This window comes from Streptomyces sp. NPDC015345, from assembly GCF_043078805.1.
Classification (GTDB): Bacteria; Actinomycetota; Actinomycetes; order Streptomycetales; family Streptomycetaceae; genus Streptomyces.
This window is the reverse complement of sequence record NZ_JBIBTX010000004.1, coordinates 529,475-553,449: the sequence shown is the minus strand read 5'-3', so window position 1 is coordinate 553,449 and position 23,975 is coordinate 529,475. Positions and strand designations below refer to the sequence as shown.

Sequence of the window (23,975 nt, the reverse complement as noted above, 5' to 3'; positions counted from 1 at the left end):
ACCGCGGCCCGCGCCTGCCGATCACCTAGACTCGGCCAATGGCGAAGTACTTCGACGTGCACCCCGACAACCCCCAGCGGCGCAGCATCACGAGCGTGGTCGACAGCATCCGCTCCGACGCGCTCATCGCGTATCCCACGGACTCCTGCTACGCGCTGGGATGCCGGCTCGGCAGCCGCGACGGCATCAACCGCATCCGTACGATCCGCAATCTGGACGAGCGCCACCACTTCACCCTCGTGTGCCAGAACTTCGCACAGCTGGGTCAGTTCGTCCATCTCGACAACGACGTGTTCCGCGCCATCAAGGCCACCACCCCGGGCCGCTACACGTTCATCCTGCCCGCGACCAAGGAAGTCCCCCGCCAGCTGCTGCACCAGAAGAAGAAGACCGTCGGAGTCCGCATCCCCGACCACACGGTGACCCAGGCCCTGCTCGCCGAACTCGGTGAGCCCCTGCTGTCCAGCACCCTGCTGCTGCCCGACGAGGACGAGCCGCTCACCCAGGGCTGGGACATCAAGGAGCGCCTCGACCACGTCGTGGACGTCGTGCTGGACTCCGGTGACTGCGGCACCGAGCCCACCACCGTCATCGACTTCTCCAGCGGTGAGGCCGAGGTCGTGCGCCACGGCGCGGGCGACACCACGCGCTTCGACTAGCCGCGGCGGGAGGGGCCGGGCGGCCGCCCACCGAGCGGCCGCCCCCTCGCCCAAGGAGTGCGCCCGTCAGCGGGCCGCGTCGGCGAGCAGCTTCAGGGCGAGTGCCCGCGTCGCCGCGTCGGCCTTCTCCGGGCTCCCGGTGTCGTACGGCGGGTCGGGGTCGTACTCCACCGCGAGCTGCATCGCCCGGGCCACCTTCTCGTCGGTGAGGCGGCTCACCAGGTGCAGGCCCATGTCCATCCCCGCGGAGACACCGGCGGCCGTGATGATCTTCCCCGTCTCGACGAAGCGCCCCGGGGTGTAGACCGCGCCCACGTCCTTCAGGTACGGGCGGGAGGCCCAGTACGTGGTCGCGGGCAGGCCGCGCAGCAGTCCCGCCGCGCCGATGATCAGCGAGCCCGTGCACACCGAGGTCGTCCAGACCGAGCGGCGGTGGATGCGGCGGATCCAGTCGTGCGCCTCGGTGTCGCGCATCATCGCCTCGGTACCCCGCTGCCCGCCGCCCGGCACGAGCAGCACCTCGGCCCGGTGCACGTCCCGCATCGCGCGCTCCGCGACCAGGCTCAGCTCACCGGTGTCCGTGCGCACCGGTCCGGCCTCCCGGGCAACCATCGTGACCCGCGTGTCCGGTACCCGGCACAGCATTTCGTAGGGTCCCACCGCGTCCAGCGCGGTGAAGCCGTCGTAGAGCAGTATCGCCACCCGCACCTGCCCGCTGGCCGCGGCGGCCCGGTCCTGCCCAGTCCCTGAAGCGGCCCGCGCCGAGCCCCCCGCCCCGACGGCCGCGACCGCCGCGCCCGCGGCCGTGCCGCGCAGCAGACCGCGACGGCTCGGCGTCCGCTTGCCATCATCCGTGCTCATGTCCCACCAACACCCCTCGATCGTCCGACGGTTGACGTCTCAGAAGTCGTACGCGGGAGCGGTGGAGTTCCCGCCGGGCGGGAAGTCGGCCGCCGTTTCACGTGTCCATGGAGGTCAGGCCGTACGCTGGCCGGTCATGAGAGACGAAGCGCACGGCCTCGGGGCGGGGCACCAGGGACGCGATCCGCGGCGCAGGGGCATCGGGGTGCTCGGCTGGGCGCTGCTCGCCCTGCTCGCGGTCGCGCTGCTCACCCTCTGGCCGGGGTGAGCGGCAGCGATCCGGGGCCGCCGGCGAGGGGTGTCAGCGGGTTCCGCGCGCCCCTCCGTTGACGTGCAGGACCTGGCCCGTGATGTGCCGTGCCGCGGGCGACGCGAGGAAGGCGACCGTACCGGCGATGTCCGCGGGCGAACCGGCGCGGCCCGTGGCGGTGGCGGCCACGAGCTGCTCACGCCGTTCTTCCGGGAGCTGGTCCCGGAAGAACTCGGTGTCGGTGATGTAGCCCGGCGCGACGACATTGGCGGTGATGTCGCGCGGGCCGAGTTCACCGGCCAGGCCCAGATTCCAGGTGGCGAGCCCGGCCTTGGAGGCGCCGTAGGATCCGCCTCCCTGCTCGGCGGCGATCGACCCGATGTGCACGACGGCGCCGCCGGCCGCGAGCCGCTCGTCCAGCGCCTTCGTCGTCAGCGCGGCGCTCAGGAGGTTCGCGTCCAGGTTGGCGCGGAACGCCCGCGCGTAGGAGGCGAGGTCGTCATCCCCGTCGGCGTCCAGGTCGGTGTTGCCGCCGGCGTTGTTCACCAGGACGTCGATCCGTTCCGGCAGGCCGGTCAGCAGCGCCGTGAGCGCGGCGGGATCGGTGTGGTCGCACACCAGGGTCCGTACGCCGGCCTCTGCCGCGAGCCGGTCGAGCGGTTCGCGGCGGCGGCCCGTGACGAAGACGGTCTCGCCGCGCTCGGCGAAGTGCCGGGCCGTCGCGCGGCCGATGCCCGTGCCGCCGCCGGTGATCAGGACGTTGCGTGCCATATGCTGGCTCCCGACTTTCCCATTGAGGTCTAAATTTAGCTCTAAACGTAGCACCGGGAGTGCCCCTCATGGCAAGTGAGCCCGACCCTCAGCAGTCGCATGACAGCCGCCCCGCACCACCCGGGGGCGCCGACCGGACCGCGCGCGACATCGCGGCCGCCTGGGCTCGCGAGCGCCCCGGCACCCCCGCCACCTCGGTCGGGATCGTCACGCCGATCTGGCAGCTGGCCAAGCTGTTCGGTGACGACCGCCGCCGGGTCCTGGCCCGGGCCGGCGTCGACTCCGCGACCCTGGACCTGCTCAGCGTGCTGCGCCGCAGCGGCGCCCCGTACACCCTGAGCACGCGCGAACTCGGCCACCGCTCCATGATCACGCCGGGCGCCATCTCCCAGCGCGTGGCCCGTGCGGAGCGCGAGGGGCTGGTCACCCGCCTCCCCGGTGAGGGGCGGCCCCGGACCGTCCAGATCACGCTGACGCAGGCCGGGCACGACCTCGTCGAAGCCACCGTGGACGAGGTACTGGGCAGGGAGGCGGAGCTGGTCGACGGGCTCACCTCGGACCAGCAGGCACAGCTCACCGAGTTGCTCGACGTTCTCCTCGCAGACGTTCAGCGGCGCCTCGGCGACGACCGCCTCACGCAGGTGGGGCACGACTGACGCCCCTCGGCCGCAGGCCGCGAGTGGCGCTGCCCGCGGACGTCGCCGCGGGTCAGCGGCGGCGGCCGCGCTGCGGGGCCCAGCCGGCGCCGACGCCCGCGAGGTGCGCGGCCGTCAGCGTCAGGCCGAGCAGCATCAGGCTGGTGGTGCCGAAGAAGATGTTGGTGGAGGTCTCGGTGAGGTGCAGGATCCAGGCTGTGACGAACACGACGGCTGCGCCGATAGCGAGCACGGTTACTCCTTCGGGAAGGGCGGCCCGACGCCCGCGGCGGTGCGGGGGGCGGCTCACCGGCCGGGTCCCCAGCGGCGTACCGTCCATTCCTGCCCGCCGCGACCGACCAGCGGAGCGCGGGATCCGCGGGCACTTCCCAGCCGACCTCCGGGGTGCCATGACGACTCCGTGCGCGGCGGGCTACTGTCACCCTTAGTGCTCGGGAGCGAGCCCCGTTCGGGGCGCGCCCGCGGAAGAAAGAAAGCATGACGGACCACCGACGTGACCACCAACTCGTGCCCCACCCTCATGGCGAGCAGCCCTCCTCCCCCCGAGAGGAGGCAGAGCGACTCGCCGCCCAGGCACAGCAGCTTCGGCAGCAGGTGTTCGAGCTGGAGGTGCAGGTACGCGCTCGCCCCAAGATCGCGCTGGCCGAGGGGGTGCTGGTCGAGCGGTACGGCCTGCCGGACGCGGACGCGGCGTTCGCGTTGATGCGCCAGGCCTCCCAGCGGGCCAACATCAAGCTCCACCAGGTGGCGGTCGCCGTCGCCCGTGTGCCGGGACCGGCCCGCGGCGCCTCGCTGTGGTTCGGCGAACGGACACAGACTCCGGCCCCGCCCCTGACCGCTCTCGGTGCCGGCACCCTCGACGCGAGGAACCAGGGCGAGGTGCTCGGCGCCGCCCTGCGCCGCGTCCTGGAGATCACCAGTACGCACATGGGCAACGTCCAGCTGGTCGAGGACGGCACGCTGCGCATGGAGAGACACACCGGTCTGCCCCGGCAGTTCACCGACCACTTCGCGTTCGTCGACGGGAGGACCGCCTGCTCGCGGGCCGCGGACGGCGGCAACCAGGTCACCGTGAAAGAGGTCGCCTTGTCGCCGGGGTTCGACGTCTCCCGCCATGTGATCCTCTCGGCCGGCGCACGCGGCGTCCACAGCGTTCCTCTCGTGGACGACACCAGGACGGTGCGCGGCGTCATCTCCTCCCACCATTCGAACCCCCTGGACGGTTTCGCGCGCTCCCAGCTCCTGGCCCTGCACCACACCAGCCGTGCCATCGGGACGTGGATCGACTGGCACCGGCGCACGGTCGTCCTCGACGCGCTGGAAGACCTGCACCAACTGGCCCTCGCGCGCCAGAAGTAGCGGACGCGCCCCTCGCCTACCGGGGCGGGGCGTGGCTCCACGGCGGGCGGAAGCCGAATTTATTGCGGAATCTTCACGGCAGAACGCTCTTGCCCGCCGGTCTGACGGGCACCCGCACCGCGTCCTCAACGGAAAGGGGAGCGGCATGATCGCGGTCGCCGTCCTGCTCCTGCCGGGGCTGGCGCTTCTGCTGTTCGTGGTGGTGCGTCTGGAGGACGGGCTGCTCGACACCAAAGGACAGGCTCCTGCCGCCCGTCACGCCAGGCACCCCCGTCGGCGTCATCTGCGCCTGATTCCCGGCGGCGGTGACGTTTCACCGGCCATGGCATCGGCATCCGCGTCCACGCCCAAGAGTTTCGGGCAGCGGATGCGGGACAGGGATGCCGCCTGATCGATACGCGGCCGGGGCCCGGACGGAATTCGTCCGGGCCCCGGCCGCGGTGGTGCTGCGGTTTTCCGCCGGTTCCTACCAGCGGTACCAACGCCCTCGCCGACCGCCCGCTCCAGCAGAACGCATCACGAAGCCGAGCAGCCACAGGACGAGCACCACCGCCGCGACAAACCACAGCGCCTTCAGCGCGAATCCGGCACCGAAGAGAACCAGGGCCAGCAGAAGAACAATCAAAAGGGGAACCATCGTTATCAACCTCCAGTGCACCGTGTGCCCCCGGGCCGCTCCCTCATGCACGGCAGCACGAGCAGGGCCGGAAGCCGCTTTGGCGTGCAGGCGAGGTGACATGAAAGTCTACGGACATGACGATGAATGATTACGACCGCGTACGCGCCGGCATCGAAGCCATGACGGCATACATTTCCGGCGAACAGGTAATGGAGGAATACGTCGCGGAGAAACGCGCCGCCGACGGAAATCTCGACCAAGTCGCCGACAGTGCGACCGCGTTGTGTGCCGCACTGCTCTTCCAGATCGCCGAGATGACCGGAAAGACGCAGCACGAAGTACTTCAGGAACTGGCGCACGGGCTGAACCGCAACGAGGCCGAGCAGCGGGACTGACCGGCGCTTCAAACGGAAGACGGTGCCCCGCGCGCCGTACGTGTGACAAGGAGCAGCCCCATGGACAGTCCACCGCCGCCCGCGCGGAGACGGACCGCCCTGCGTCGTACCCCCATATCGATGTGGAACGACGACATATCGGACTGGGCCGCGGCGTTGACGTACTACGCGATATTGGCCCTGCTCCCCGCCCTCCTCGTCACGGTCAGCCTCATCAGCCTGGTCAGTCCCGGTACGACCGAGGCGCTCATCGCCGAGGTCACGGACTGGGCCCCCGCTCAGGCGGGCCACTCCTTGCACCAGGCGCTCAGCGAGATGGCAGAGGCCCGTTCCGCGGCCTTGATGGTGGTGATCGGCGGAGCGGTCAGCGCGGTGTGGTCGGCGTCGAGCTACGCGGCCGTTTTCCGGCGGGCGCTGCACGCGATGCACGGGGTGGAGGACTGCCGGCCCGCCCTGCGCAAGGCGCACCGAGTGCTCATGACCGCGGTGACGCTCCTCGCGATCCTCGTCGCCAGCGCGTTGCTTCTGGTGCTGAGCGGCCCGCTCGCCGAGGGACTGGGGCGGCGGCTCGGCTTCGGCGACGCGGGGCAGACCGCGTGGGGCGTCCTCAAGTGGCCCGCTCTGGTCTGCCTGGTGGCGCTGCTCGTCCTGGTGCTCTTCCGCAACGCGCCGCCGGGGGCCCGCGGTTGGCGTCAGATCATGCCGGGCGGCCTGCTGGCGGCGCCCCTGTGGCTGCTCTCCTCGGGTCTTTTCACGTGGTACGCCTCGGGTGTCGGCTCCTACGGCAGGCTCTACGGCTCCCTCGCGGGCGTCGTCGTCTTCCTGGTGTGGCTCTGGGTGTCCAACCTGGCGCTGCTCGCCGGGGCGCAGTTCACCGTGGAACTGGCCCGCGTGCGGGCCGCCGCGGAGTGACGGAGGCCCGCACCCGCCTGTCCCCCACCGGACGGCCCGGTGTCAGGCGGCTCCGTCGTACGGGGTGACGCGCCGGTACGCGGCGCGCGCGTACAGCACCCGGGCCGTCGCCGTGCCGAGGAGAGCCGCCGCCAGCAGGCAGGCCATCCAGCCAGGGTCACGGTGACCCGCCCAGGAGATCTCCCCGGTGGGGTGGGTGGCGAAGAAGTTGAGCAGCGCCCAGCACAGCAGCGCCGTCCCCGGTGCCGCGACGAACCGGCCCAGCATGCCGAGGACCGCCGCGAGCAGGGACAGCGCGGTCAGGGCGAGGCTGGTGCGGTCGAGGGCGCCGAGCAGGTCGAACGTGCTCACCAGCACGAAGGAGCCCCAGGAAGCCGCCGTCCAGATGAGGGGTGTGGCCATGGGTTCGGGAACCGCTCTCGCGCCCTTGGCTATGTACCGCCACTCCATCACCGTCGGTTCCTCCCCACCACCGGGTTCCGGGCACGACAACGTCCCGGGCCCGTCCTCAGCCAATTCGTCGAGCGAGAGGACCACCGCACCGGTCCAGGTCACGGCCGTGGTCCTGCCAGCAGATTGTCGCACCCCGCCGAGAGGGCGGTAAGGCGTCTTCTCGCTGATGAGGCGTCTCCCGCGCCTGCGGGGGCGTCTTCCGCGCCCGCGGGGGTCTTCCGCGCTTGGGACACGCGGTGCGAGGAACCCGTCGGCATCGGGCGCCGCACACCGCCCGCGTCGCCCGCACCGTCCAGAGACCCTTCCTGGAGGCACTGATGGCACGAACGGACCGCTATGCGAACCCGAGTGAGGGGGGCCCCGCCGACGACACCACCTCCCCCCGCCGTACGACCCTGTCCCCGCTGGCTCGGGCGGCGACGATGCTGGTCGCCTTCGCCGGGATGGTGGCCTTCGGCGTGGTCCTCGCCCGGCTGACCCTGGAGCCCTCGGCGGCGTCCGAGGCGCTGACGCACAGCAACTTCAAGCCGGGTGACTCCATTCGCGACTACCTGGGCCAACCCGCTTTCCGTGACACGGTCAAACAGATCGGCGGCAACATCCTCCTGGGCGTGCCGTTCGGGCTGCTGCTGCCGGTGCTGCTGCCCCGGACGCGCGGTCTGGTGCGGGTGGCGGTGGCCACGGCGGTGACCATGGTCCTCGTCGAGCTGGCCCAGGGCGCCTTTGTGACCGGCCGGACCTTCGACATCGACGACGTCATCCTCAACACGACGGGCGCGCTGCTCGGTTACCTCGTCCTGGGGCGCCGGCTCGGGCGGGCCGTGCATCCCCGGCGGCGGCACTGGTGGCACCGGTTCACCCGGCGTGGCACGGCGGGCGCCTGACGGAGCAGGCGTGGCGCGGCGAGGCCCTGACGTGGTCTTCTCAGGCCTGGAAAGGTGAATCGCCGCCGCGGATGTCACCCCATGCGTTTATGTGACCCCCTAATTGGTAACTCGCTGTAGCGAAAGCCTCGCGTGAGGGATCCTCTGCGGAAGGCAGGCACATGTCCGCAAGCATGCTGGCCATCCTGGGTGCTGCGGTGGCGATCGTCACGGCGCTGCTGCTCGCCCGCCCGCTGAACCAGACGACCACCGACGACCTCCGGCGCCGCTTCGGTCCCGAGTTCGACCGCGCGGTGGCGCGGCACCGTGGGGACACAGAGGCAGCCGAGCGAGAGCTCAGCGAACGGCTGCGGCGCTTCGGCGGGCTGCGGGTGAAGGGTCTGAGCACTGTTGCCCGTGAGCGGTACAGCGCCGAGTGGGCAATGCTCCAGGCACGGTTCATCGACTCCCCGGGGCAGACGGTCGCCCGGGCCAACGCCCTCCTCAACCGGCTGGCAGCCGAGCGCGGCTTCCCCGCGGAGTCGCGCGAGCGCCAGGCCGATGCCCTCTCCCTGCACTGCCCGCGGCACGCGCAGGGCGGCCGTGAACTGCACGAGGCGGCGCGGCGTGCCGCCGCCGGCGAGATGGACACCGAGGCCATGCGCCGCGCCATGCTCGCCGGATACGAGCTCTTCCACGAGCTGCTCCTCCCGCGTCCGCAGGACCGCAAGGTCGATGCCATGGCCGGTCATGCGCGGCCGTACCGCCCGTTCAGGGTTCCGCCGCAGCGGTCCGCGCACTCCAGCCGGTACTGATCCGGCGGCGGCGCCCCTTGCCACCGGGACCGATGGCAAGGGGCGCGCTTCGCCCGTGACTTCACGCCCCATACGCTGTGCGGATGTTGGTCTACATCCCGGCGGCCCTGCTCTTCCTCGTCTTCTCCTGGCGGATGCTGCGCGAGCGCCGAAGGTTCGGCAACGCGGTGATCCTGGGCCTCGCCGTGCTCTGCGGGCTGGTCGCCTGGATGTCCCGGCTGATCAGGTCCGGTTCGACGTCGGGCCTGGTCATCGCCTTCTCGCTGCTCGCGGTGGGCGCGCTGGGGATCCTCGTGCTCACGTACCTGCTCTTCGTCAACGGCCTGCGGATGCTGCGCAAGGAGGGCAGGAGCCCGGCCAATCTGCTCTCGCTGGCGGCCGCCCTGAGCATCCTCGGCGTCATCGCCCTCGTGATCACTGCCGCCCTCGTGCGTACGCCGGTGCTGCTCGGGGTGGGAGCGGCCGCGCTCGGGCTGTCGGGCTACGTCTCCTTCCTCTTCCTGAGCTTCGTCTGTTACGCGTTCCTCTACGGCCGGTTGCAGGTCCGCCGCAGGGCCGACTTCGTGGTCGTCCTCGGCTCGGGGCTCGTCGGTGGTTCCACGGTGCCGCCGCTGCTGGCCAGCCGGCTCCGGCGGGCGCAGGAGGTGCACGCGCGGCTCTCGGCGCACGGTGACCCTCCGGTGCTCATCACCTCGGGCGGTCAGGGGCCGGACGAGGATCTGCCGGAATCCCACGCCATGGCCGACTACTTGACCGACCGGGGATTTCCCGCCGGGCTGGTCGAGCGTGAGGACCGCTCGACGACGACGGAGGAGAACCTGCGGTTCAGCAAGGCCATCATGGAGAAGACGAAGCCCGACTACCGGTGCGTCGTCGTCACGAACAACTACCACGCCTTCCGTGCCGCGCTCACCGCGCGCCGGGCCGGGGTCAGGGCCCAGGTGGTGGGCGCCCCCACGGCCTCGTACTTCTGGCCCAACGCGACGATCCGCGAGTTCGCCGCCGTGCTCGTGGCCTACCGCCGGACCAATATCTGCATCGGTCTGCTGTTCGTCCTCGGCGGGGTGCTGGTCTGGGCGGTGCGTTAGCCCGTCGGCGGCTACTCCGCGTGGCCGTGTCCGGCGCGCCGACGGCGCCGGTTGCGCCTTGCATGAGGGCAGCGCGCGGAGTCCGCAGGGACGGCATGCTCCCGGCCGCGCGAAGGATCGAGGTCTGTCTCATGCGCGTCCGTCCCACCGTCACCGCAGCCGCGTTCGGCGTCGCCGCGTTCGCCTTGATGGCGCCGCAGGCACTGGCCGACGTCGAACCCCCGGTGGAGCCACCGATCCAGGGCGAGGTCCAGACCGGGCCCCGGACGGACGGCCGGACCGAGGACCAGACCGAGCCGTCCCTGTCGATCACCCCGAGCCCCGGCCGGCCGGGGCAGTCGGTGGTCGTCTCCGTCAGCGGTGGCTGCACCGCCGACTCGGCCACCGCCCGTTCGAACGCCTTCACCCAGAACGTCCAGCTGTCCACCGGCTCCGCCGGCGTCTACACGGGCACGGGCACCATCCGTGCCGACGCCCGCGCGGGCAGCCACACCGTGAGCGTCTCCTGTCCCGGCGGCGGCACCTCCACGTACTCGATCACCGTGGCGGGGGCGACGACCCCCGAACGGGGCGTGCGCGCCGGGGGCGGCGGCTCGCACGGCGCGGACGTCGTCTACATCGGAGCGGGTATCGCGCTGGTCCTCGCGGCAGGCGGGTACACCGCGTACCGGCTACGGCGCCGGCAGTACTGACGCGCACGCCGAACGGCCGGGAGGGCGGACCTCCCGGCCGTTCGGCGTGCGTCCGTCAGGCGGCCGCTTCGAACACGGAGCCGATCTCGCGGAGGAAGTCGTCGAGATCGTCCGGGGTGCGGGAGGTGATGAGGTCCCAGCCCTGCGCACCGCAGTGCATGACGGCCTTGTCGACCCAGGTGCCCTTGGCGTTGCGGATGTCGGTGGCGACCGAGGCGTAGGACGTCAGGGTCTTGCCGTCCAGGACACCGGCCTCGACGAGCAGCCACGGGCCGTGGCAGATCGCCGCCACCTTGCGGCCGGACTCCGCGAAGGAGCGGACCATCGCGACGGCGCTCTCCTCCAGGCGCAGGGTGTCGGCGTTGACCGTGCCGCCGGGTACAAGGAGCAGGTCGTAGGAGGAGGCGTCCGCGTCGGCCAGGGTGAGGTCCGGGTCGACGGTCTTGCCCGGGTCCTTGTCGCCGACGAGGGTACGGATCTCGTCCCCGGACACGGCGGCCACGTCGACGTGCGCCCCTCGCTCCCGCAGGTGCCGCACCGGCACCACCAGCTCGTCCTGTTCGACTCCGTAGTTGGTCACGATCGCCAGTACGCGGCGGCCGTTCAGGGTGTTGTCAGCCATGACATTGCCTTTCGCCTTTTCCTGGGGGGTTCTTCGTCTGCTGTCGCGCTCTCGCGGCGCGGCCGGGCTCAGCGGGCGGAGCGGCCGGTCACCATCCGGTACAGGAACAGGACGACCACCGATCCGACGACGGCGGCGATCCAGGTCGACAGGTGGAAGAAGCCGTTGATCGACTCCACCCCGAAGATCAGCTTGCCGAGCCAGCCGCCGAGGAGCCCGCCCACGATGCCGAGCAGCATCGTGACGATCAGCCCGCCCGGGTCCTTCCCCGGGGTCAGTGCCTTGGCGATCGCCCCCGCGATCAAGCCGACCAGAATCCAGGCGATGACGCCCACGGTGCTACCTTCCGTTCACTTTCGAGTCGATCGGTCCCTCCGGTACCCGCCTTCAGCATGACTACACGGCGGGGCGCCGCCAGACGGATCCGGCGACCGGAGTAAGGAACGGTTGCCCTGGTGACCGGGCGTCACGCGGGACCAACGACTCTCACGGGAGGGCAGGAAGTCCTCCGGGAAGAGGGGAGCCCGCCGGGATGGGAAGGGCCGGTCAGGGCAGCGGCATCAGGCGGTAGAACACGGTGGCGACGAGGTCGCGGGCGTACTGGGCGTCGAGCAGCCCCGGGCGGAAGAGGATGCGGTACATCATCGGCGCCACGACGTGGTCCATCACCGTGTCGGTGCCGGGGACGTGTTCGCCGCGCTCGGCCGCGCGGCGCAGGATCGTCTCGACCTGTTCGACGGCGTAGGCGGAGCACTGGCCGGCGCTTCCTCCGTCGGGGTCTGCGGCCAGGGCGTCGCGGATGTAGGAGCGGCCCGGCGGCGAGGACATCTCCTCCAGGAAGTCCGCGGCCCAGCGCTCCAGGTCCTCGCGCAGGTTCCCGAAGTCGCCCGGGGGCGTCTCGGGGCGCAGCCGCTCCACGGCGACGTCCGCGAGGAGTTCCTGGAGGTCTCCCCACCGGCGGTAGACCGTCGACGGGGTGACACCGGCACGTGCGGCGATCCGGGGGACGGTCAGATCGCCGCCCTCGGCCTGTAGTTCGCGCACCGCGGTGTGCACCGATTGCTGGACTCGGGCGCTGCGTCCTCCAGGGCGGACGGCTGGTCTTGGGCTCACCCCTTCACCTTAACGCAAAGACATTGCTCCAGTCGGCGCCGCCGAGTGCGCTGCGGTGGTGTGCGGTGGCAGTCCCCTCCCCCGCTCTCCCGGCCCCGGCGCGTGAGCCGCCTCGTACGCGCGGCCGGTCCGCACCACCGTGGCCTCGGCGCGGGGCCTGCCGATGAGCTGCATGCCGATGGGCAGTCCCGCGGTGTCGGCGCCGACGGGCAGGGTGAGGGCGGGCAGGCCCGTGATGTTCGCCGGGGCCGACAGCCGTACGTAGGCGTCGGACACGCTCTCATCGGATCCGTCCGGCCACGGGATGGTCCGCTGGTCGCGGTGGGTGGCCGTGGCGGGCACCGTCGGCGCGGCGACGACGTCGACGGTCTCGAAGAGCCGCGTCCAGGCCTCGCGCATGAGCGTGCGGGACCGCCGGGCGCGCAGATAGTCGCCCGCCGGGACGAGTCCGCCCGCTTCGAGCAGGGTGCGGACGTCGTCGGAGTACAGCTCGGGGGACGTACGAAGGGTCCGTTGGTGGTAGGCCGTGGCCTCGGGGACCATGAGCCCCCACTGGGTGGCCTGGAGGTACTCGCTCATCGGGATGTCGACGCCGACGAGTTCGGCGCCGAGCGCGCCGAGGGCGTCGACGGCGGCGCGGACGGCTTCCTCCACCTCCGGGTGCACCCGGTCGAAGTAGTGGTTCCGGGGGACGCCGACGCGCAGCCCGGCGAGGCTCCCGCCGGCGGGGCTCGCGGTGTCGCCCGCGCCGCCGAGGAGCGCTTCGAGTACGAGTCTGGCGTCCTCGACGGTGCGGGTGATCGGCCCCACGTGGTCGAGGGACCGGGACAGGGGCGTGACGCCGCGGACGGGGACGAGTCCGTACGTGGGTTTGAGTCCCACCACGCCGTTGAGCGCCGCGGGGACCCGGATGGACCCGCCGGTGTCCGTGCCCAGGGCGAAGGTGGCCTGCCCCGCCGCGACCGCCACCGCCGAGCCGCCGCTGGAGCCGCCGGCCACCCGGTCGTGGGCCCAGGCGTTGCGGGTTTGGGGTGTGGTGAGTCCGTAGGCGAACTCATGGGTGTGGGTCTTGCCGAGCAGGACCGCTCCGGCGGCGCGCAACCGGCTCGCGACCGTGCTGTCACGGTCGGCCACGGGGGCCGACTCCCGGACGCGGGAGCCGGCCTTGGTGGGCAGGCCGGCGACGTCGATGAGGTCCTTGAGGCCCATGGGGATGCCGTGCAACGGACCGAGGTGGCGCCCTGCCGCGATGTCCCGTTCGGCTCGCACGGCCGTCCGGCGCGCGGCCTCGGCGAGGACCGTCACGTAGGCGTTCAAACGCCCTTCCACGGACTCGACGCGTCGCAGCACCGAGTCGGTCAGCTCCACGGGCGACAGTTCGCGCGCCGCGATCGCCTTCGCCGCTTCGGCGAGGGTCAACTCATACGGCCGCATCGTCCCGCCCCTCCTCCACGCCGCGCCGCGCCGGGTACGCCGAAGCGGGTGCGGCCTCGCCCGGATCGAGTTCACGCAGTACGGCGATGACGCCCTGGATGTGGTTGGCGGTGGCCGTCACCAGGTCGAGCCGTCCTGGTTCGAGGGGCAGTCCGGCCCGCTGTGCCCAGCGGGCCACCTCGTGCGGGAGGAGATCTTGGGTCGTCGGCATGGTCAACGGCGTTCCTTCCGAGGTGGAGAAGCCTTAAAAGCTCAAAGTTTGCGTTAGTGGACCGTACGGCATACCGTCAGCTAACGCAAAGAGATTGCTTTTAACTCTCCTCGTATCCGAAAGGGCCTCCGAGATGGCCGAGAACGGCGCCTCCCCGCAGCCCGCCGACAGTCCCGCGCCGAGCTGGGCCGTGGGCGATCTGCTCGTGCACCGCATCGACGAAGTGGCGCTCCCCCCGCAGACGGGTCCCTGGCTGCTGCCCACCGCCACTCCCGACGTCGTGGACGGCACCCCGTGGCTCCGGCCGCACTTCGCCGGGGCCGACGGCGTCCTGCGGCTTGCCAGTCACACGTTCGCCGTCGAGGCGAACGGACTGCGCGTACTGATCGACACGGGCATCGGCAACGGCAAGACCCGGGCCAACCCCGCCTGGCACGACCTGGACACCGACTACCTCCACCGGCTCACGGCGGCGGGCTTCACGCCGGAGAGTGTCGACCTGGTCGTCCTCACCCACCTGCACACCGACCACGTCGGCTGGAACACCCGTCGGCAGGACGGGCGTTGGGTGCCCACCTTTCCCCGCGCCCGCTATGTGGCGTCCCGCGCCGAATGGGATCACTGGGCGAACGGGGACCTGGAGGAGCCGCGCCGGCAGATGTTCCGGGACTCGGTCCATCCGGTCCGCGACGCCGGACTGCTCGACCTCGTCGACGTGAAGGGCCCCGGGACCGAAGTGGCCGACGGCGTCCGGCTGCTGTCCACCTCCGGCCACACGCCGGGCCATGTCGCCGTGCGGCTCGAGGGCGGTGATCGGAACGCCGTCGTCACCGGCGACTGCGTGCACCATCCGGTGCAGATGCGCCACCCGGACATCACCAGCTGCGTGGACACGGACCCGGACCAGGCCGTCCGCAGCCGCCGGGAGCTCCTCGCGGGCCTCGCCGACACCGGAACGCTGCTGCTCGGCGGCCACTTCCCGCCACCGACGGCGGGCCACGTCGTCAGGGACGGCGGCGGCTACCGCCTGGAAACCGCCGCCCCCGCCCCTCACCGGAACGGCGCGGCCTCGGCTCCCGGCATGCGGGCCGGGAGCCGAGGCCGCGGGTGAGTGCGGCTCGTCGAGGGTCAATACAGCTTGTTGACGGCCGTGGCGGTGGTGGTCTTGAAGTCGCCGGCCTGGGCGTCCGCGAAGGTGCCCATCTGTCCCCACGTCACGAGCGTCACCGTGTTGCCGTCACGCCCCACCGAGAACATGTTGATGTCGGTGGCTCCCCAGGAGGCGACCGTGTGGACGCCGTAGACGTGTGCTCCCTCCTCGGCATCCACCTTGCCGTAGTACTTCTGCGCCGCGGTGATCTCGGGGTTCTGCTGCATCACCGTCTTCGCGCACCCGTCCAGCTTCTTGCGCAGCAGGGCCGCGAAGTCCTTGGCCCGCTGCTCGCTGCGCTCGACCACGGTCACCTGGAGCGCACCGGTGTCGAGGTCCGTGCGGTACGTGCGGTGCACGGAGGTCGACGGCAGCCCCTCGCCGACGCACATCGGCAGCGGGTCGGGCTGCCCCGATGTCACCGGCCCGGCGTACCAGGGCGACGACGCGTGCGGCGGCAGCTCGGAAGGCTCCAGGAAGCGGGGCCCGTCGGCGGCGGAAGCGGGCACCGTCCCTGCGGCGACACCCGCCACGGCCACCACGGCTGCCGCGGCGAACAGACCCTTGTTCTTGCGTACGCTCGTCCTCATCATCGTTCTCCCCCACATGGTTCGGTCGGCCTGCTCCGGGCGGATCCGTCCGCCCTTCGACCCCACGCCCCATACGACCCGCGCCGCCCCCGGGCCGTTGCCCTCGCGCACGTCACAGCTCTGTCATCCATGTCACCGAACGGCAACACGCCACTTCAGGGCCTCACACCAACCCGGTCACGGTCACGGAGACCCGGAGGGGGGCGTCCGCCGCCCCGCGCAGGGCCTCGGTGACCGCGGCGCGCACCGACCGGGTCACGTCGACAGCGCGGTGGCCCCGGTGCAGGACGACGTGCACCTCGATGTGCCACCCGCCGGTGCCGCCGAGCCGTCTCACGCGTACGCCCGAGGAGTGCGACGACCTTCCGGCGACCGGACTCCCCGCGCGTACGCGGCTCAAGGGGCCCGAAGCACGCAGGAGTTGGGCCAGGCCGGGCCGCAGGAAGGCGACTCCGGCCGTGTCGAGGACCGCCCTCGCGACGGTGTCCGTCAGCTCACCGGATGCGTGTTGCTCCGTCACGGTCGCCGTCCTTCCACGTCGTCATCGTGCTCGGTCCCATCATCGATGAGGTCGCCGATCGTCACGTCGACCGTCGCGACCGGCATGCCCAGCTCGGCGTCGGCCGCCTCCAGCACCCTGCGGCGGACGCGCTCGGCGACCTCCTGGAGATTCCATGTGAGGGCGACCTGCACTTCGAGGCGGATCCTGACCGGGCCCCGCCGTAGGCGTCCCGCCGGGGCGGGGGGCACGTCGCCCTCGGGCCGGACCTCGATGCGGCAACTGCCCGCCCGCACCCCGTTCAAGGTCTCGGCCGCCGCGCGGACGGTTCGGGCGGCGGCCGCCTCCACGATCCAGGCGTCCTCGTCCTCCTCGCCGAGCGGCAGCGTCCGGCCCGGCCGCAGTTCGAGCCGGACCACCTCCATGACGCGGCCGACGAGCGCGGAGGCGTCGGCCTCCTCCCGCTCCCGCGTCTCCGACGCGCGCGCGGCGGAGACGACGTCCTCCAGGCGGCGCAGGGTGTCCAGCGCCTCGGTGCAGTGCGGGCACGCGTCGGCGTGGGAATCGGGTTCGCCGCTCTCCCAGTGCTCCCAGACGCTCCACAACTCCCGTCCGCAGGGCAGCGGTTCGCGCTCCGCGAAGCCGTCCACCGGATTCTCCCCGGTGGCCGTCCCGCGCTCCTCGCCCGGCCCGGTCCCCTCGTTCACCGCCATGCGGCCATCGCCTCCGTGAGATAGCGCCGCGCCCTGAAGACGCGGCCGCGCACCGCCTCCGGGCTGATCCCGACCGACTCGGCGATGGATTCATAGGAAAGGCCGTTGAGTTCGCGCAGCACCCAGCACACCCGCTGTTCCGGTGACAGCCCCGCCATCGCCCTGCTCAGGTCCGCCACGGCCGCGTGCCCCTCGGCCACCCTGGCGGGCGACGCCTCGTGCTCCGGGGCCTGCGGCTCGGGTACGCCTTCCAGGTCCACGGCGGGACGGCGGGCGCGCAGCACGTTCAGGCACCGGTTGGTGACGATGCGGTGTATCCACGTACTGAACCGGGCGTCCCGCCGGAACTCCGGCAGCTTGCGCCACGCGCTCACGAACGACTCCTGCACGGCGTCCTCGGCCTCCGTCCGACTCCCCAGCAGCCGCGTCGCCAGCCGCAGCAGGCCGGGCGCGTGGCGTCGCACCAACTCCTCGAAGGCCTCTTCGTCACCTTCCCCGGCCCGTACCGCCAGCAATCCGTCCTCGCGCCGCGCGGACTCCTCCGCTCCGTCCTCGGGCGCTCTGCCCCGGTCCCCGGGCACACGCGGCTCCTCTCGTCCAGGTCGTGCTCGTACGACACACGGAAGGCCGCCCGCGTTACGCGGCGAAGGCACGTTACCTCCCGGAAGGAGAAGTTCTTCCGAGGCGCGTAACGAATTCCCGCCGTCCGTGTCAGACAAGCACGGAGCCGGGCACCCGGCCGGGGTACCGAAGGCTCAGCCGACCGGCATGCCGACCGACAGGCGGCTGACGGCCGGTCACAGGACTCCGACGACGAGGAGATGCCGGTATGGCGACTCAGGACATTCATTCGAACGCGGCCACGACGTCCGGTGGCACCGACAGCGGTCCCACCGGGACGGCCCAGAAGAGCGCGGGCACCGCCGCGGTGGCGGGGACCACCACGGTGGCGGGCGGCACCGGTGCGGGCGAACCGGCCGCGACCCGGGGAAAGACCTCCATCGCCGATGTCGTGGTCGTGAAGATCGCCGGGATGGCGGCGCGGGAGATCCCCGGCGTCTTCGACATGGGCGGCGGCCTCTCGCGGACCATCGGCGCGGTGCGGGACCGGGTCCCGGGCGGGCGGCCCAACGTCGGGCGTGGCGTGAAGGTCGAGGTCGGCGAGCGGCAGACGGCGATCGACCTGGACATCGTCGTCGAGTACGGCGTGCCGATCACCGACGTCGCCCATGACGTGCGCGAGAACGTCATCGGCGCCGTGGAGCGGATCACCGGTCTCGAAGTCGTCGAGGTCAACGTCGCGGTCAACGACGTACGGCTGCCCGACGACGAGACCGCCGAGTCCGCCGGCGAGACGCGGGTGGAGTAGCGGGTGGCGAGCACAGCTCTGGCAGGCATGATCGCCGGGATGGCCCTGGGGTTCGCCGGGTGGTTCGGCGGCTTCGGCGCGTTCCTTCTGGTGGCCGCGCTCGGCGCGGTCGGCTTCGTCCTGGGGCGTCTCGTGGACAACGGCACGGACATACGGGACTTCCTCGGTGGCCGTGACCGGGAGCGGCGATGAGCACGCGTCCGGTGGAGCGTCGCACCACGCCCCCGGCCGAGCGCGGTGTGACGACCGTGGCCGAGCGCGCGGTGCGCCGCATCGCGGAACGGGCCGCCACGGAGGCGTTGGCGCCGGGCGAGGTACAGGTGAGCCGGGGGGCGGCCGTGGTGCGTGGCCGCCGGGCCAGGGTGGGGGTCACCGTGACGCTGCCCTACCCCGCCGTGCTCGACGAGGCGGGTGAACGCGTACGATCGCACGTCGCCGACCGCACGGCCCGCCTCACCGGTCTCGCCGTGCCCTCGGCCCGGGTCCGGATCCGCGAACTGCGCGTGCGCGAAGAGGTAGGGGGCGAGGGAGAGGCTGAAGGGACGGCGGGCAGGGCCCACGGGCCGTCCGGGGCGGTGGCCGCGTCGCCGAAGCGGGCCGGGGAGTCTGCGGCCGGGGGCCGGGCGCGGCGGCCATGGTCCCAACGTCGGGCCCTCGTCGGAGTGTTGGCGTTCGCCTGCGCGGGGGTCTGCGGTCTGTTCCTGTACGACGTGGTGTCCGTCCACGCGGCCGGGCGGCCTCCCGCCCGGTGGCGGGACCGGCTGATGGAGTGGCTGGCCACCCACGGCCCGGACGGCGGCGCATGGCCCGGCGTGGCCCTGGCGGCCGCCGTGTTCCTCCTCGGCGTATGGCTGCTGGTCCTGGCCCTCACGCCGGGGCGGCGGCGCGAGCTGCCCATGGCGGGAGCGTCTCCCGGGGTCCGGGCGGTGCTCGACCGGCGTGCCGTGGCGGTGCTGCTGCGAGATGCCGTGGCGGAGCTGCCCGGTATCACCCGGGTGCGGGTCCGTGTCGGGCGCCGTGGGGCGCGGGCGCGGGTGCGGGCCGGGCTTGCATTCGGCCCCCAGGAGTCCGCGCGCCGTGCGGTGGCCGAGACCGCGGAGGAGGCGTTGGCCGCCTGCGCTTTGGCCAGGCCCCCGCGGCTGCGGGTCCGGGTGCACGCCGAGCCCGCCTGGCATGCTCCCGCGCCACCGGAGGCGGACGTGGCGCCCGCGGCCGACGCTTCGACGCGGAGGAGCACCGTGCCATGAGCCGGCTCCGTAACGGCACCAACCGCGCCGCCTTGTCCGGGGTAGCGGTGGCATTGCTGGTCGCGGGCGCCGCGCTGGCCTCCGCGACCGGCGTCGTCCGGGACCGGCTGCCCGCGAGCCTGCCCCGCCTCCCCGGGGGCAGGACATGGCTCGACGGGGAGGCCCTCGGCCGGTGGCGGGACCAGGGCTGGTGGCCCGCCGTGGTGATCGCCGCGCTCTCCGTCGGTGTACTGCTGTTCCTGTGGTGGGGCTGGGCTCAGATCCGCGTGGGGCGCCTGCGGGAACTGCCGCTCGGGCAGCAGGGCGTCACCTTGTCCGGTCCGGCGCTGGCGGCGGCGATGGCCGAGCGGGCGGAGGCCATCGACGGCGTGGTCCATGCGCGCGTGGTTCTGCTGGGCCGCCCCCGCCGGCTGCGCGCGCGCATCACGCTGGTCCTGGCCGCAGGCGGCCGCCCGGAGGCGGTGCTGCGCGATCTCGCGCGGCAGGCCGTCACCGAGGCGAGGGCCGCGGCGGCGCCCCGCGCCGTGGCCGTCGACGCACGCCTGACGGTCCGGCACCACAGGGCCCGTCGGCTGCGGTGACGCGCTTCCTGTAGTGGGGGCGTGCCGATGGGCGCCCGGCGGTGCCAGACCTTGGCCTCCGGCACCTCACCGGGCAGCCGACCGACACGCATCCGCCGAGCCCCAGGCGACGGCGGCGGCCGCCAGGCCCACCGCGCAGCCGATCAGCATGGACACGCGGAAGCCGTTCTCCGAAGGCCGGGCGTGGCCGCCGAAGACGGTGGTCGGCTGGGCCAGGACCACGCCGATGACGGCCGCCGAGACCGAGCTGCCGATCGAGCGCATCAAAGTGTTGAAGGGGCGGGGGGCGGGGTCAGGTGCCGCGCCGGTCCTCCAGGTCCCGCTTGAGGTTGCGCAGCGTCCTGTCGATGTTCCCGACCTGGAAGTCGGCGAACGTGTGCCCACGGGTGGCGATCCGGTCGAACGCGCCGGCCACGGAGTCCGGCCAGGAGCGCCGGTCGTCCGTCCATGTCTCGGTCACCCTCGTGGCATCGCTCGCGTTCCCGGAGCCCGCCTCCTCGAAGCGGTACTCCCAGGTGGCGATGGGTGCGCGCAGGCGCGGGCGCTTGATTCCGATCGCGTGTACACGGAAGGCGAAGCGGTTTCCGGGCTCGGCCGCGGTCACCGTGCAGCGCGTCGTCCAGCGGACCGCGCCGCGCTTGTTGTGTCCGTCGAAGACCATGCCCACGTGGGCGGCTCGGTCCGCGCCGCGGAGGGTGGCGCCCAGGTTCTCGGGGCTCCACCTCCCCATCCGCGCGGGTCGGCTGATCTCCTCGTACACCGCCTGGGGCGGCGCCTGGACCAGGATGCTGCGGGAGACGGTGAACGTGCGGGGCATGGGTGACTCCGTTCCTCGGCCGGCGACCCTACCCGCCGGTAAGGGGGCGGGGGAAGCGTGCCCCTCCCGCGTCAGGGCTGGTCGCACCAGGTGAACGCCGCGATCCGCCAGCCACCGGCGTCCCGGACGAACTGGATGCTCTTGGTGCCCGCGCCCTCGAAGGCCTCGCCGTCCAAGACGCCCGCCTTGCGGTACTCGCCGAACCGCGCCGCGACATCCCCCGCGATCAAGGTCTGTTCGGAGGTCTCCCACTCGGAGAACTCGACGAGGCGGCCGTCGTTCAGCAGCCGTTCGCGGGGCTCGATGAACTCCTCCACGGTGTAGACCTTGAGTTCGGGACCGGCCACGACGATCACGCCGCCCGGAATAAGCAGGCGGCGGATCCGGGCCACGTCGGCGGTCTTGCCGCCCCGGTTGTCGAAGGCGCCGAAGAACTCGGCGGTCAGCGCGTCTATCTCGATCTTGGACATGGCGTGACGCTAGCAACATGGTGCGGCGGGTGCCCGCGGAACGTCCCTATCGCGTCGGGGGTTTCGCCAGGTGCCGCGCCTCCGGGCTCGCGGGCCTCACGCGTTCCTTCGTCAGGGCGCGGACGACCTTGTGGGCGAGCAGCGGGTCGACCGGGAGGGTGTGCGAGGCGAACCAGCGGGCGGCCGACGGGTCGGGGGACGGTTCGACGAACTCCGCGCCCGCGTAGTCGTCGAGCGGAGGGTCGTAGACGTACCCGCAGACCATGCCGTGGTCCACGAGACGGTCGAGGAGCGCGTCGCGGTCCTGGACCAGGAGCGGCACACGGAAGAGAGGGAGCGGGCCGTCCTCCGCCGTGCGCTCGCGCAGCGCCCGGCCCGCCCAGGCGGTGCTTGCCAGCAGGGATACCCCCACGGAGCGCCGGGCGAGAGCGCCGTCGAGCCGGTCCATGCGCAGCTTCAACTGGCCGCGCACCAGGGCCCCGTGGCGCTCACGGAAGCCGTGGAGGTCGACGCGCACCCATGGCTCGTACGCCGGCAGGCTCGGCGCGCGGCGTGCGCAGTCCGCGAGCCGCCGCGGGTGCAGCTCCATGCGGAACGTGTCGCGTTCGAGCAGCCCCAGGCGCTGCATCGTCCGCCACACCGGGCGCACCAGACGCAGGCCGCGTACGGCCGAACGCGCCAGGGGGCGGAGCGTGGTGGCGAGGTCGCCGCGGAGGCGGCCCGGCACGAGCAGTTCGTCGCGCAGCCGCTCCAATTCCCGCCGCGTGCCGGTGTCCTCGACGGCGAGGAAGCCGCCGGCCATGCCCGCCACGTGCTTGGACAGGCTGAACGCCGCCGCCTTGCCAAAGGTGCCGATCGGCTGTCCTGCTACGCGCGTGCCGATCGCGTGCGCCGCGTCTTCGAAAAGGGGTATGCCCAACTGGTCGCAGCGGCGACGCAGTTCGACGACGCGGTCCGGCACTCCGTACAGGTTGGTGGTCAGTACGGCGTCCACGTTCCGCCAGGTCGACTCCGGGACCGCGGCCGGGTCGATGTTGCCGTCCCAGACGGAGACGGGGGCCTGGACCGGGCGCAGTCCGGCCGCGAGGACCACGAAAAGGATCACGTCGTCGTTGACCGGTGACATCAGGACGCGTGCGCCCGGCCTGCACCAGCGGCGCAGCGCCAGATAGAGGGCCAGCCGGGCCGAAGGCACGTACAGGCACTCGCGACCGAGCCGTCGTGTCATCTCCGCGGTGAGCCGTGATCCGTAGGGCATCGGCACCCTTTCCCTTCCGCCGCCGCTTCGGGTCGAGTGGGGTCATCGGGGGCGTCCCCTTCGGGTCGAGGGGGCGTCCGGGGCGAGAGTGGGGTCAGCGGGGCCGGGGTGCGGTCAGCGAGGTCGGGGTGCCGGGTCGGCGGGCTTCTTCCGGCTCGACGTGCGCAGCGTGCCGAGCGTCTTCAGGAGCCGGTCGGCGGGCTCGCGCAGTCCGGGATGGGCCAGGACGGTGTTCCGCAGGCCGCGCACCGGCCTGCGCCACATCCGGTGCGCGGCGGCCACCGGATGGGGGCGCGTCGCGAAGCCTTCGCCCACCCGCAGTTCCCGCGTCTTGAGCCAGTCCTTGTACTCCTTCTCGCCCCGCCCCAGGTCCATGATCCGAACGCCGTGCCGCCCCGCCGCCTCCGCCATCCGCAGATGCATCAGCAGCCCGGGCGAGTAGTAGCGGAACTCGGGGTCGTACGCGGTGAACCACGCGGCGAACACCGTGCGCGAGGCCGGCCCGAAGTGTGCGGCCACCGGCCGGTCGCCGGCGTACATCACGGAGAGCACGCCGGTGAGGTGTTCCTCGCGGAGCTCGAAGAGATGGTCCACGAGACCGACGATCCACGGCCTCGCGAAGCGGTCCATGCGGCCCGTCCTGCGGTACTGGGCGGACTTCCAGCGCATGAGGGTGCGCAGTACGCGCGGGTCGCGCTCGTCGTAGACGAACCGCAACTCGCCGAGGTCGCGGACGAGTCGGCGCTCCTTCTTCAGCGTCGCCCTGGCCAGCCGCGGGTAGACGTCGCGCAGCCACTGGGCGTAGTCGCCCTCACCGGCCCTCAGGTCGATCACCGGCGAGGCGAACGTGCCGGTGACGTGCCCGCCGAACGGCTTCTGCTCCTCGACGAGGTGATCGAACTCGAAGACGGAGAGCCGGCAGGCCTTCAGCAGCTCCTCGGTGTCCCACACGACTCCGGGGCGGTGTACGAGCGCCTGGCAGTCGGAGAGGCCGAGGCCGATCGCCCGGCCGACGCCGAAGGAGTTCCGCTCGTACGGGAAGAAGCCGACGGGCTCACCGCCCTCCCGCAACACGGCCACCCGGGGGCCGGCGCGGAACCTGCCGACGCCTTCGGCGAACTCCGGTGCCAGGAACGGGTTGGCGTACTCGGGCGACTCGTCCATCGCCCGGTGCCAGGCCGCGCGGAGCGGGCCGCTCAGCCCGTCGAGTCCGTGGATGGTGATGTCCACCTCAGCTCGACCGCCCTTCGTCGGTCTCCGCACAAGGCCTGCCGGGCGTCACGGCTGCCGGTGGGACCGCGTGCGGATCATCGCTCTTGGATCGCATGGGCGACCGCTCCCCCCATGACGCCCTGTCGGCGTCCTGCCACTTCTCCGGATCTCGACGGACCGCTGATCACGTCCGCGCGAGGTGATCACCCGCGCACGCGCGGTTCCACGGTCGTCGACCGATGCGAACTGCTCGGCGATGCTCAAAGGTCGCGAAACAGTACGCACGTGTCAAGGGC

Annotated in this window: 34 protein-coding genes and 1 pseudogene; 16 read left to right on the top strand and 19 right to left on the bottom strand. The window is 72.2% G+C overall.

Annotated elements, in window-relative coordinates; all coding sequences use genetic code 11:
- Positions 1-38 precede the first annotated feature (38 nt).
- Positions 39-659, top strand: coding sequence for an L-threonylcarbamoyladenylate synthase (locus ACF062_RS19735; protein WP_223772714.1), 621 nt, complete (start codon positions 39-41; stop codon positions 657-659).
- Between the two features lie 66 nt (positions 660-725).
- Here the strand turns inward: ACF062_RS19735 and ACF062_RS19730 are convergent, their stop codons facing one another.
- On the bottom strand, positions 726-1,520 hold the full coding sequence (locus ACF062_RS19730) for a DJ-1/PfpI family protein (protein ID WP_392139747.1): 795 nt from the start codon (positions 1,518-1,520) through the stop codon (positions 726-728).
- A gap of 136 nt (positions 1,521-1,656) precedes the next feature.
- On the opposite strand from ACF062_RS19730, the gene ACF062_RS19725 reads away from it, so the two are divergent.
- Entirely contained in the window at positions 1,657-1,788 is a 132-nt protein-coding gene (locus tag ACF062_RS19725) for a hypothetical protein (protein ID WP_392139746.1), read from the top strand.
- A gap of 33 nt (positions 1,789-1,821) precedes the next feature.
- On the opposite strand, the gene ACF062_RS19720 is transcribed toward ACF062_RS19725, so the two are convergent.
- The gene (locus ACF062_RS19720; protein ID WP_392139745.1) at positions 1,822-2,541 is read right to left on the bottom strand and encodes an SDR family NAD(P)-dependent oxidoreductase; all 720 of its coding nucleotides are present in this window, start codon (positions 2,539-2,541) and stop codon (positions 1,822-1,824) included.
- 68 nt (positions 2,542-2,609) lie between these two features.
- On the opposite strand from ACF062_RS19720, the gene ACF062_RS19715 reads away from it, so the two are divergent.
- On the top strand, positions 2,610-3,197 hold the full coding sequence (locus ACF062_RS19715; RefSeq protein ID WP_392139744.1) for a MarR family winged helix-turn-helix transcriptional regulator: 588 nt from the start codon (positions 2,610-2,612) through the stop codon (positions 3,195-3,197).
- Between the two features lie 52 nt (positions 3,198-3,249).
- Here ACF062_RS19715 and ACF062_RS19710 read toward each other — a convergent pair whose 3' ends face one another.
- Complete coding sequence (locus ACF062_RS19710) at positions 3,250-3,429, bottom strand: hypothetical protein (RefSeq protein WP_223772716.1); 180 nt, start codon at positions 3,427-3,429, stop codon at positions 3,250-3,252.
- 245 nt (positions 3,430-3,674) lie between these two features.
- Here ACF062_RS19710 and ACF062_RS19705 point away from each other — a divergent pair, with 245 nt between their 5' ends.
- Positions 3,675-4,556 carry an ANTAR domain-containing protein gene (locus ACF062_RS19705; protein ID WP_392139743.1) on the top strand — a complete coding sequence of 294 codons (882 nt, stop codon included), beginning with the start codon at positions 3,675-3,677 and terminating at the stop codon, positions 4,554-4,556.
- A gap of 145 nt (positions 4,557-4,701) precedes the next feature.
- Positions 4,702-4,947, top strand: a complete 246-nt coding sequence (locus ACF062_RS19700; protein WP_392139742.1) for a hypothetical protein — start codon at positions 4,702-4,704, stop codon at positions 4,945-4,947.
- A gap of 75 nt (positions 4,948-5,022) precedes the next feature.
- Here ACF062_RS19700 and ACF062_RS19695 read toward each other — a convergent pair whose 3' ends face one another.
- Positions 5,023-5,193 (bottom strand): hydrophobic protein, encoded by a 171-nt coding sequence (locus ACF062_RS19695; RefSeq protein WP_223772719.1) that lies wholly within the window; start codon positions 5,191-5,193, stop codon positions 5,023-5,025.
- 116 nt (positions 5,194-5,309) lie between these two features.
- Between ACF062_RS19695 and ACF062_RS19690 the strand changes: the two genes are divergently transcribed.
- Positions 5,310-5,570, top strand: a complete 261-nt coding sequence (locus tag ACF062_RS19690) for a hypothetical protein (RefSeq protein ID WP_230899031.1) — start codon at positions 5,310-5,312, stop codon at positions 5,568-5,570.
- A 60-nt stretch (positions 5,571-5,630) separates the two neighbouring features.
- A complete protein-coding gene (locus tag ACF062_RS19685; RefSeq protein ID WP_392139741.1) occupies positions 5,631-6,482 on the top strand; it encodes a YihY/virulence factor BrkB family protein in 852 nt (283 codons plus the stop codon).
- 42 nt (positions 6,483-6,524) lie between these two features.
- On the opposite strand, the gene ACF062_RS19680 is transcribed toward ACF062_RS19685, so the two are convergent.
- Positions 6,525-7,037 carry a hypothetical protein gene (locus ACF062_RS19680; protein WP_392139739.1) on the bottom strand — a complete coding sequence of 171 codons (513 nt, stop codon included), beginning with the start codon at positions 7,035-7,037 and terminating at the stop codon, positions 6,525-6,527.
- Between the two features lie 215 nt (positions 7,038-7,252).
- On the opposite strand from ACF062_RS19680, the gene ACF062_RS19675 reads away from it, so the two are divergent.
- From ACF062_RS19675 to ACF062_RS19660, 4 genes are all read left to right on the top strand, one after another.
- Positions 7,253-7,819: a VanZ family protein gene (locus ACF062_RS19675; RefSeq protein ID WP_392139737.1), complete on the top strand. Its 567-nt coding sequence runs from the start codon at positions 7,253-7,255 to the stop codon at positions 7,817-7,819.
- Between the two features lie 161 nt (positions 7,820-7,980).
- On the top strand, positions 7,981-8,613 hold the full coding sequence (locus tag ACF062_RS19670) for a hypothetical protein (protein WP_392139735.1): 633 nt from the start codon (positions 7,981-7,983) through the stop codon (positions 8,611-8,613).
- Between the two features lie 83 nt (positions 8,614-8,696).
- Positions 8,697-9,701: a YdcF family protein gene (locus ACF062_RS19665; RefSeq protein WP_392139733.1), complete on the top strand. Its 1,005-nt coding sequence runs from the start codon at positions 8,697-8,699 to the stop codon at positions 9,699-9,701.
- A 131-nt stretch (positions 9,702-9,832) separates the two neighbouring features.
- Positions 9,833-10,393, top strand: coding sequence for a hypothetical protein (locus ACF062_RS19660; protein ID WP_392139731.1), 561 nt, complete (start codon positions 9,833-9,835; stop codon positions 10,391-10,393).
- Positions 10,394-10,448: 55 nt separating this feature from the next.
- On the opposite strand, the gene ACF062_RS19655 is transcribed toward ACF062_RS19660, so the two are convergent.
- The 5 genes from ACF062_RS19655 to ACF062_RS19635 all read right to left on the bottom strand — a co-directional run bounded on the left by ACF062_RS19655 (position 10,449) and on the right by ACF062_RS19635 (position 13,773).
- Positions 10,449-11,015, bottom strand: coding sequence for a type 1 glutamine amidotransferase domain-containing protein (locus ACF062_RS19655; RefSeq protein WP_392139729.1), 567 nt, complete (start codon positions 11,013-11,015; stop codon positions 10,449-10,451).
- A gap of 68 nt (positions 11,016-11,083) precedes the next feature.
- Positions 11,084-11,350 (bottom strand): GlsB/YeaQ/YmgE family stress response membrane protein, encoded by a 267-nt coding sequence (locus ACF062_RS19650; protein WP_392139727.1) that lies wholly within the window; start codon positions 11,348-11,350, stop codon positions 11,084-11,086.
- Between the two features lie 211 nt (positions 11,351-11,561).
- The gene (locus ACF062_RS19645; RefSeq protein ID WP_392139725.1) at positions 11,562-12,128 is read right to left on the bottom strand and encodes a TetR/AcrR family transcriptional regulator; all 567 of its coding nucleotides are present in this window, start codon (positions 12,126-12,128) and stop codon (positions 11,562-11,564) included.
- A gap of 9 nt (positions 12,129-12,137) precedes the next feature.
- Positions 12,138-13,562, bottom strand: coding sequence for an amidase (locus tag ACF062_RS19640; RefSeq protein WP_392139723.1), 1,425 nt, complete (start codon positions 13,560-13,562; stop codon positions 12,138-12,140).
- A complete protein-coding gene (locus tag ACF062_RS19635) occupies positions 13,549-13,773 on the bottom strand; it encodes a hypothetical protein (protein ID WP_392139721.1) in 225 nt (74 codons plus the stop codon). The genes ACF062_RS19640 and ACF062_RS19635 overlap by 14 nt, the downstream gene beginning before the upstream one ends.
- 133 nt (positions 13,774-13,906) lie before the next feature.
- On the opposite strand from ACF062_RS19635, the gene ACF062_RS19630 reads away from it, so the two are divergent.
- A complete protein-coding gene (locus tag ACF062_RS19630) occupies positions 13,907-14,884 on the top strand; it encodes an MBL fold metallo-hydrolase (protein WP_392139719.1) in 978 nt (325 codons plus the stop codon).
- A gap of 17 nt (positions 14,885-14,901) precedes the next feature.
- Here the strand turns inward: ACF062_RS19630 and ACF062_RS19625 are convergent, their stop codons facing one another.
- The 4 genes from ACF062_RS19625 to ACF062_RS19610 all read right to left on the bottom strand — a co-directional run bounded on the left by ACF062_RS19625 (position 14,902) and on the right by ACF062_RS19610 (position 17,306).
- The gene (locus tag ACF062_RS19625; protein WP_392139717.1) at positions 14,902-15,516 is read right to left on the bottom strand and encodes a hypothetical protein; all 615 of its coding nucleotides are present in this window, start codon (positions 15,514-15,516) and stop codon (positions 14,902-14,904) included.
- A gap of 160 nt (positions 15,517-15,676) precedes the next feature.
- Positions 15,677-16,033 (bottom strand): Asp23/Gls24 family envelope stress response protein, encoded by a 357-nt coding sequence (locus ACF062_RS19620; protein WP_392139715.1) that lies wholly within the window; start codon positions 16,031-16,033, stop codon positions 15,677-15,679.
- Positions 16,030-16,725 (bottom strand): Asp23/Gls24 family envelope stress response protein, encoded by a 696-nt coding sequence (locus ACF062_RS19615; RefSeq protein WP_392139714.1) that lies wholly within the window; start codon positions 16,723-16,725, stop codon positions 16,030-16,032. The genes ACF062_RS19620 and ACF062_RS19615 overlap by 4 nt, the downstream gene beginning before the upstream one ends.
- The gene (locus ACF062_RS19610; RefSeq protein WP_392139712.1) at positions 16,716-17,306 is read right to left on the bottom strand and encodes an RNA polymerase sigma factor; all 591 of its coding nucleotides are present in this window, start codon (positions 17,304-17,306) and stop codon (positions 16,716-16,718) included. Before ACF062_RS19610 ends, ACF062_RS19615 begins: the two co-directional genes overlap by 10 nt.
- A 248-nt stretch (positions 17,307-17,554) precedes the next feature.
- Here ACF062_RS19610 and ACF062_RS19605 point away from each other — a divergent pair, with 248 nt between their 5' ends.
- The 4 genes from ACF062_RS19605 to ACF062_RS19590 are packed head-to-tail and all read left to right on the top strand — an operon-like array spanning position 17,555 to position 19,922.
- Entirely contained in the window at positions 17,555-18,094 is a 540-nt protein-coding gene (locus ACF062_RS19605; RefSeq protein WP_392139710.1) for an Asp23/Gls24 family envelope stress response protein, read from the top strand.
- Positions 18,095-18,097: 3 nt separating this feature from the next.
- Complete coding sequence (locus tag ACF062_RS19600; RefSeq protein ID WP_223779368.1) at positions 18,098-18,286, top strand: hypothetical protein; 189 nt, start codon at positions 18,098-18,100, stop codon at positions 18,284-18,286.
- On the top strand, positions 18,283-19,341 hold the full coding sequence (locus ACF062_RS19595; protein ID WP_392139708.1) for a DUF6286 domain-containing protein: 1,059 nt from the start codon (positions 18,283-18,285) through the stop codon (positions 19,339-19,341). Before ACF062_RS19600 ends, ACF062_RS19595 begins: the two co-directional genes overlap by 4 nt.
- Entirely contained in the window at positions 19,338-19,922 is a 585-nt protein-coding gene (locus ACF062_RS19590; RefSeq protein ID WP_392139706.1) for an alkaline shock response membrane anchor protein AmaP, read from the top strand. The genes ACF062_RS19595 and ACF062_RS19590 overlap by 4 nt, the downstream gene beginning before the upstream one ends.
- A 105-nt stretch (positions 19,923-20,027) precedes the next feature.
- On the opposite strand, the pseudogene ACF062_RS19585 reads toward ACF062_RS19590, so the two are convergent.
- From ACF062_RS19585 to ACF062_RS19565, 5 genes and pseudogenes are all read right to left on the bottom strand, one after another.
- A pseudogene (locus ACF062_RS19585) lies at positions 20,028-20,198 on the bottom strand (MFS transporter); the annotation flags it as partial.
- A gap of 16 nt (positions 20,199-20,214) precedes the next feature.
- A complete protein-coding gene (locus ACF062_RS19580) occupies positions 20,215-20,739 on the bottom strand; it encodes an SRPBCC family protein (RefSeq protein WP_392139705.1) in 525 nt (174 codons plus the stop codon).
- A 71-nt stretch (positions 20,740-20,810) separates the two neighbouring features.
- Positions 20,811-21,209 carry a DUF4440 domain-containing protein gene (locus ACF062_RS19575; RefSeq protein WP_392139703.1) on the bottom strand — a complete coding sequence of 133 codons (399 nt, stop codon included), beginning with the start codon at positions 21,207-21,209 and terminating at the stop codon, positions 20,811-20,813.
- 46 nt (positions 21,210-21,255) lie between these two features.
- Positions 21,256-22,467, bottom strand: a complete 1,212-nt coding sequence (locus ACF062_RS19570; protein ID WP_392139701.1) for a DegT/DnrJ/EryC1/StrS family aminotransferase — start codon at positions 22,465-22,467, stop codon at positions 21,256-21,258.
- A gap of 114 nt (positions 22,468-22,581) precedes the next feature.
- On the bottom strand, positions 22,582-23,697 hold the full coding sequence (locus tag ACF062_RS19565; protein WP_392139699.1) for a GNAT family N-acetyltransferase: 1,116 nt from the start codon (positions 23,695-23,697) through the stop codon (positions 22,582-22,584).
- Positions 23,698-23,975 lie beyond the last annotated feature (278 nt).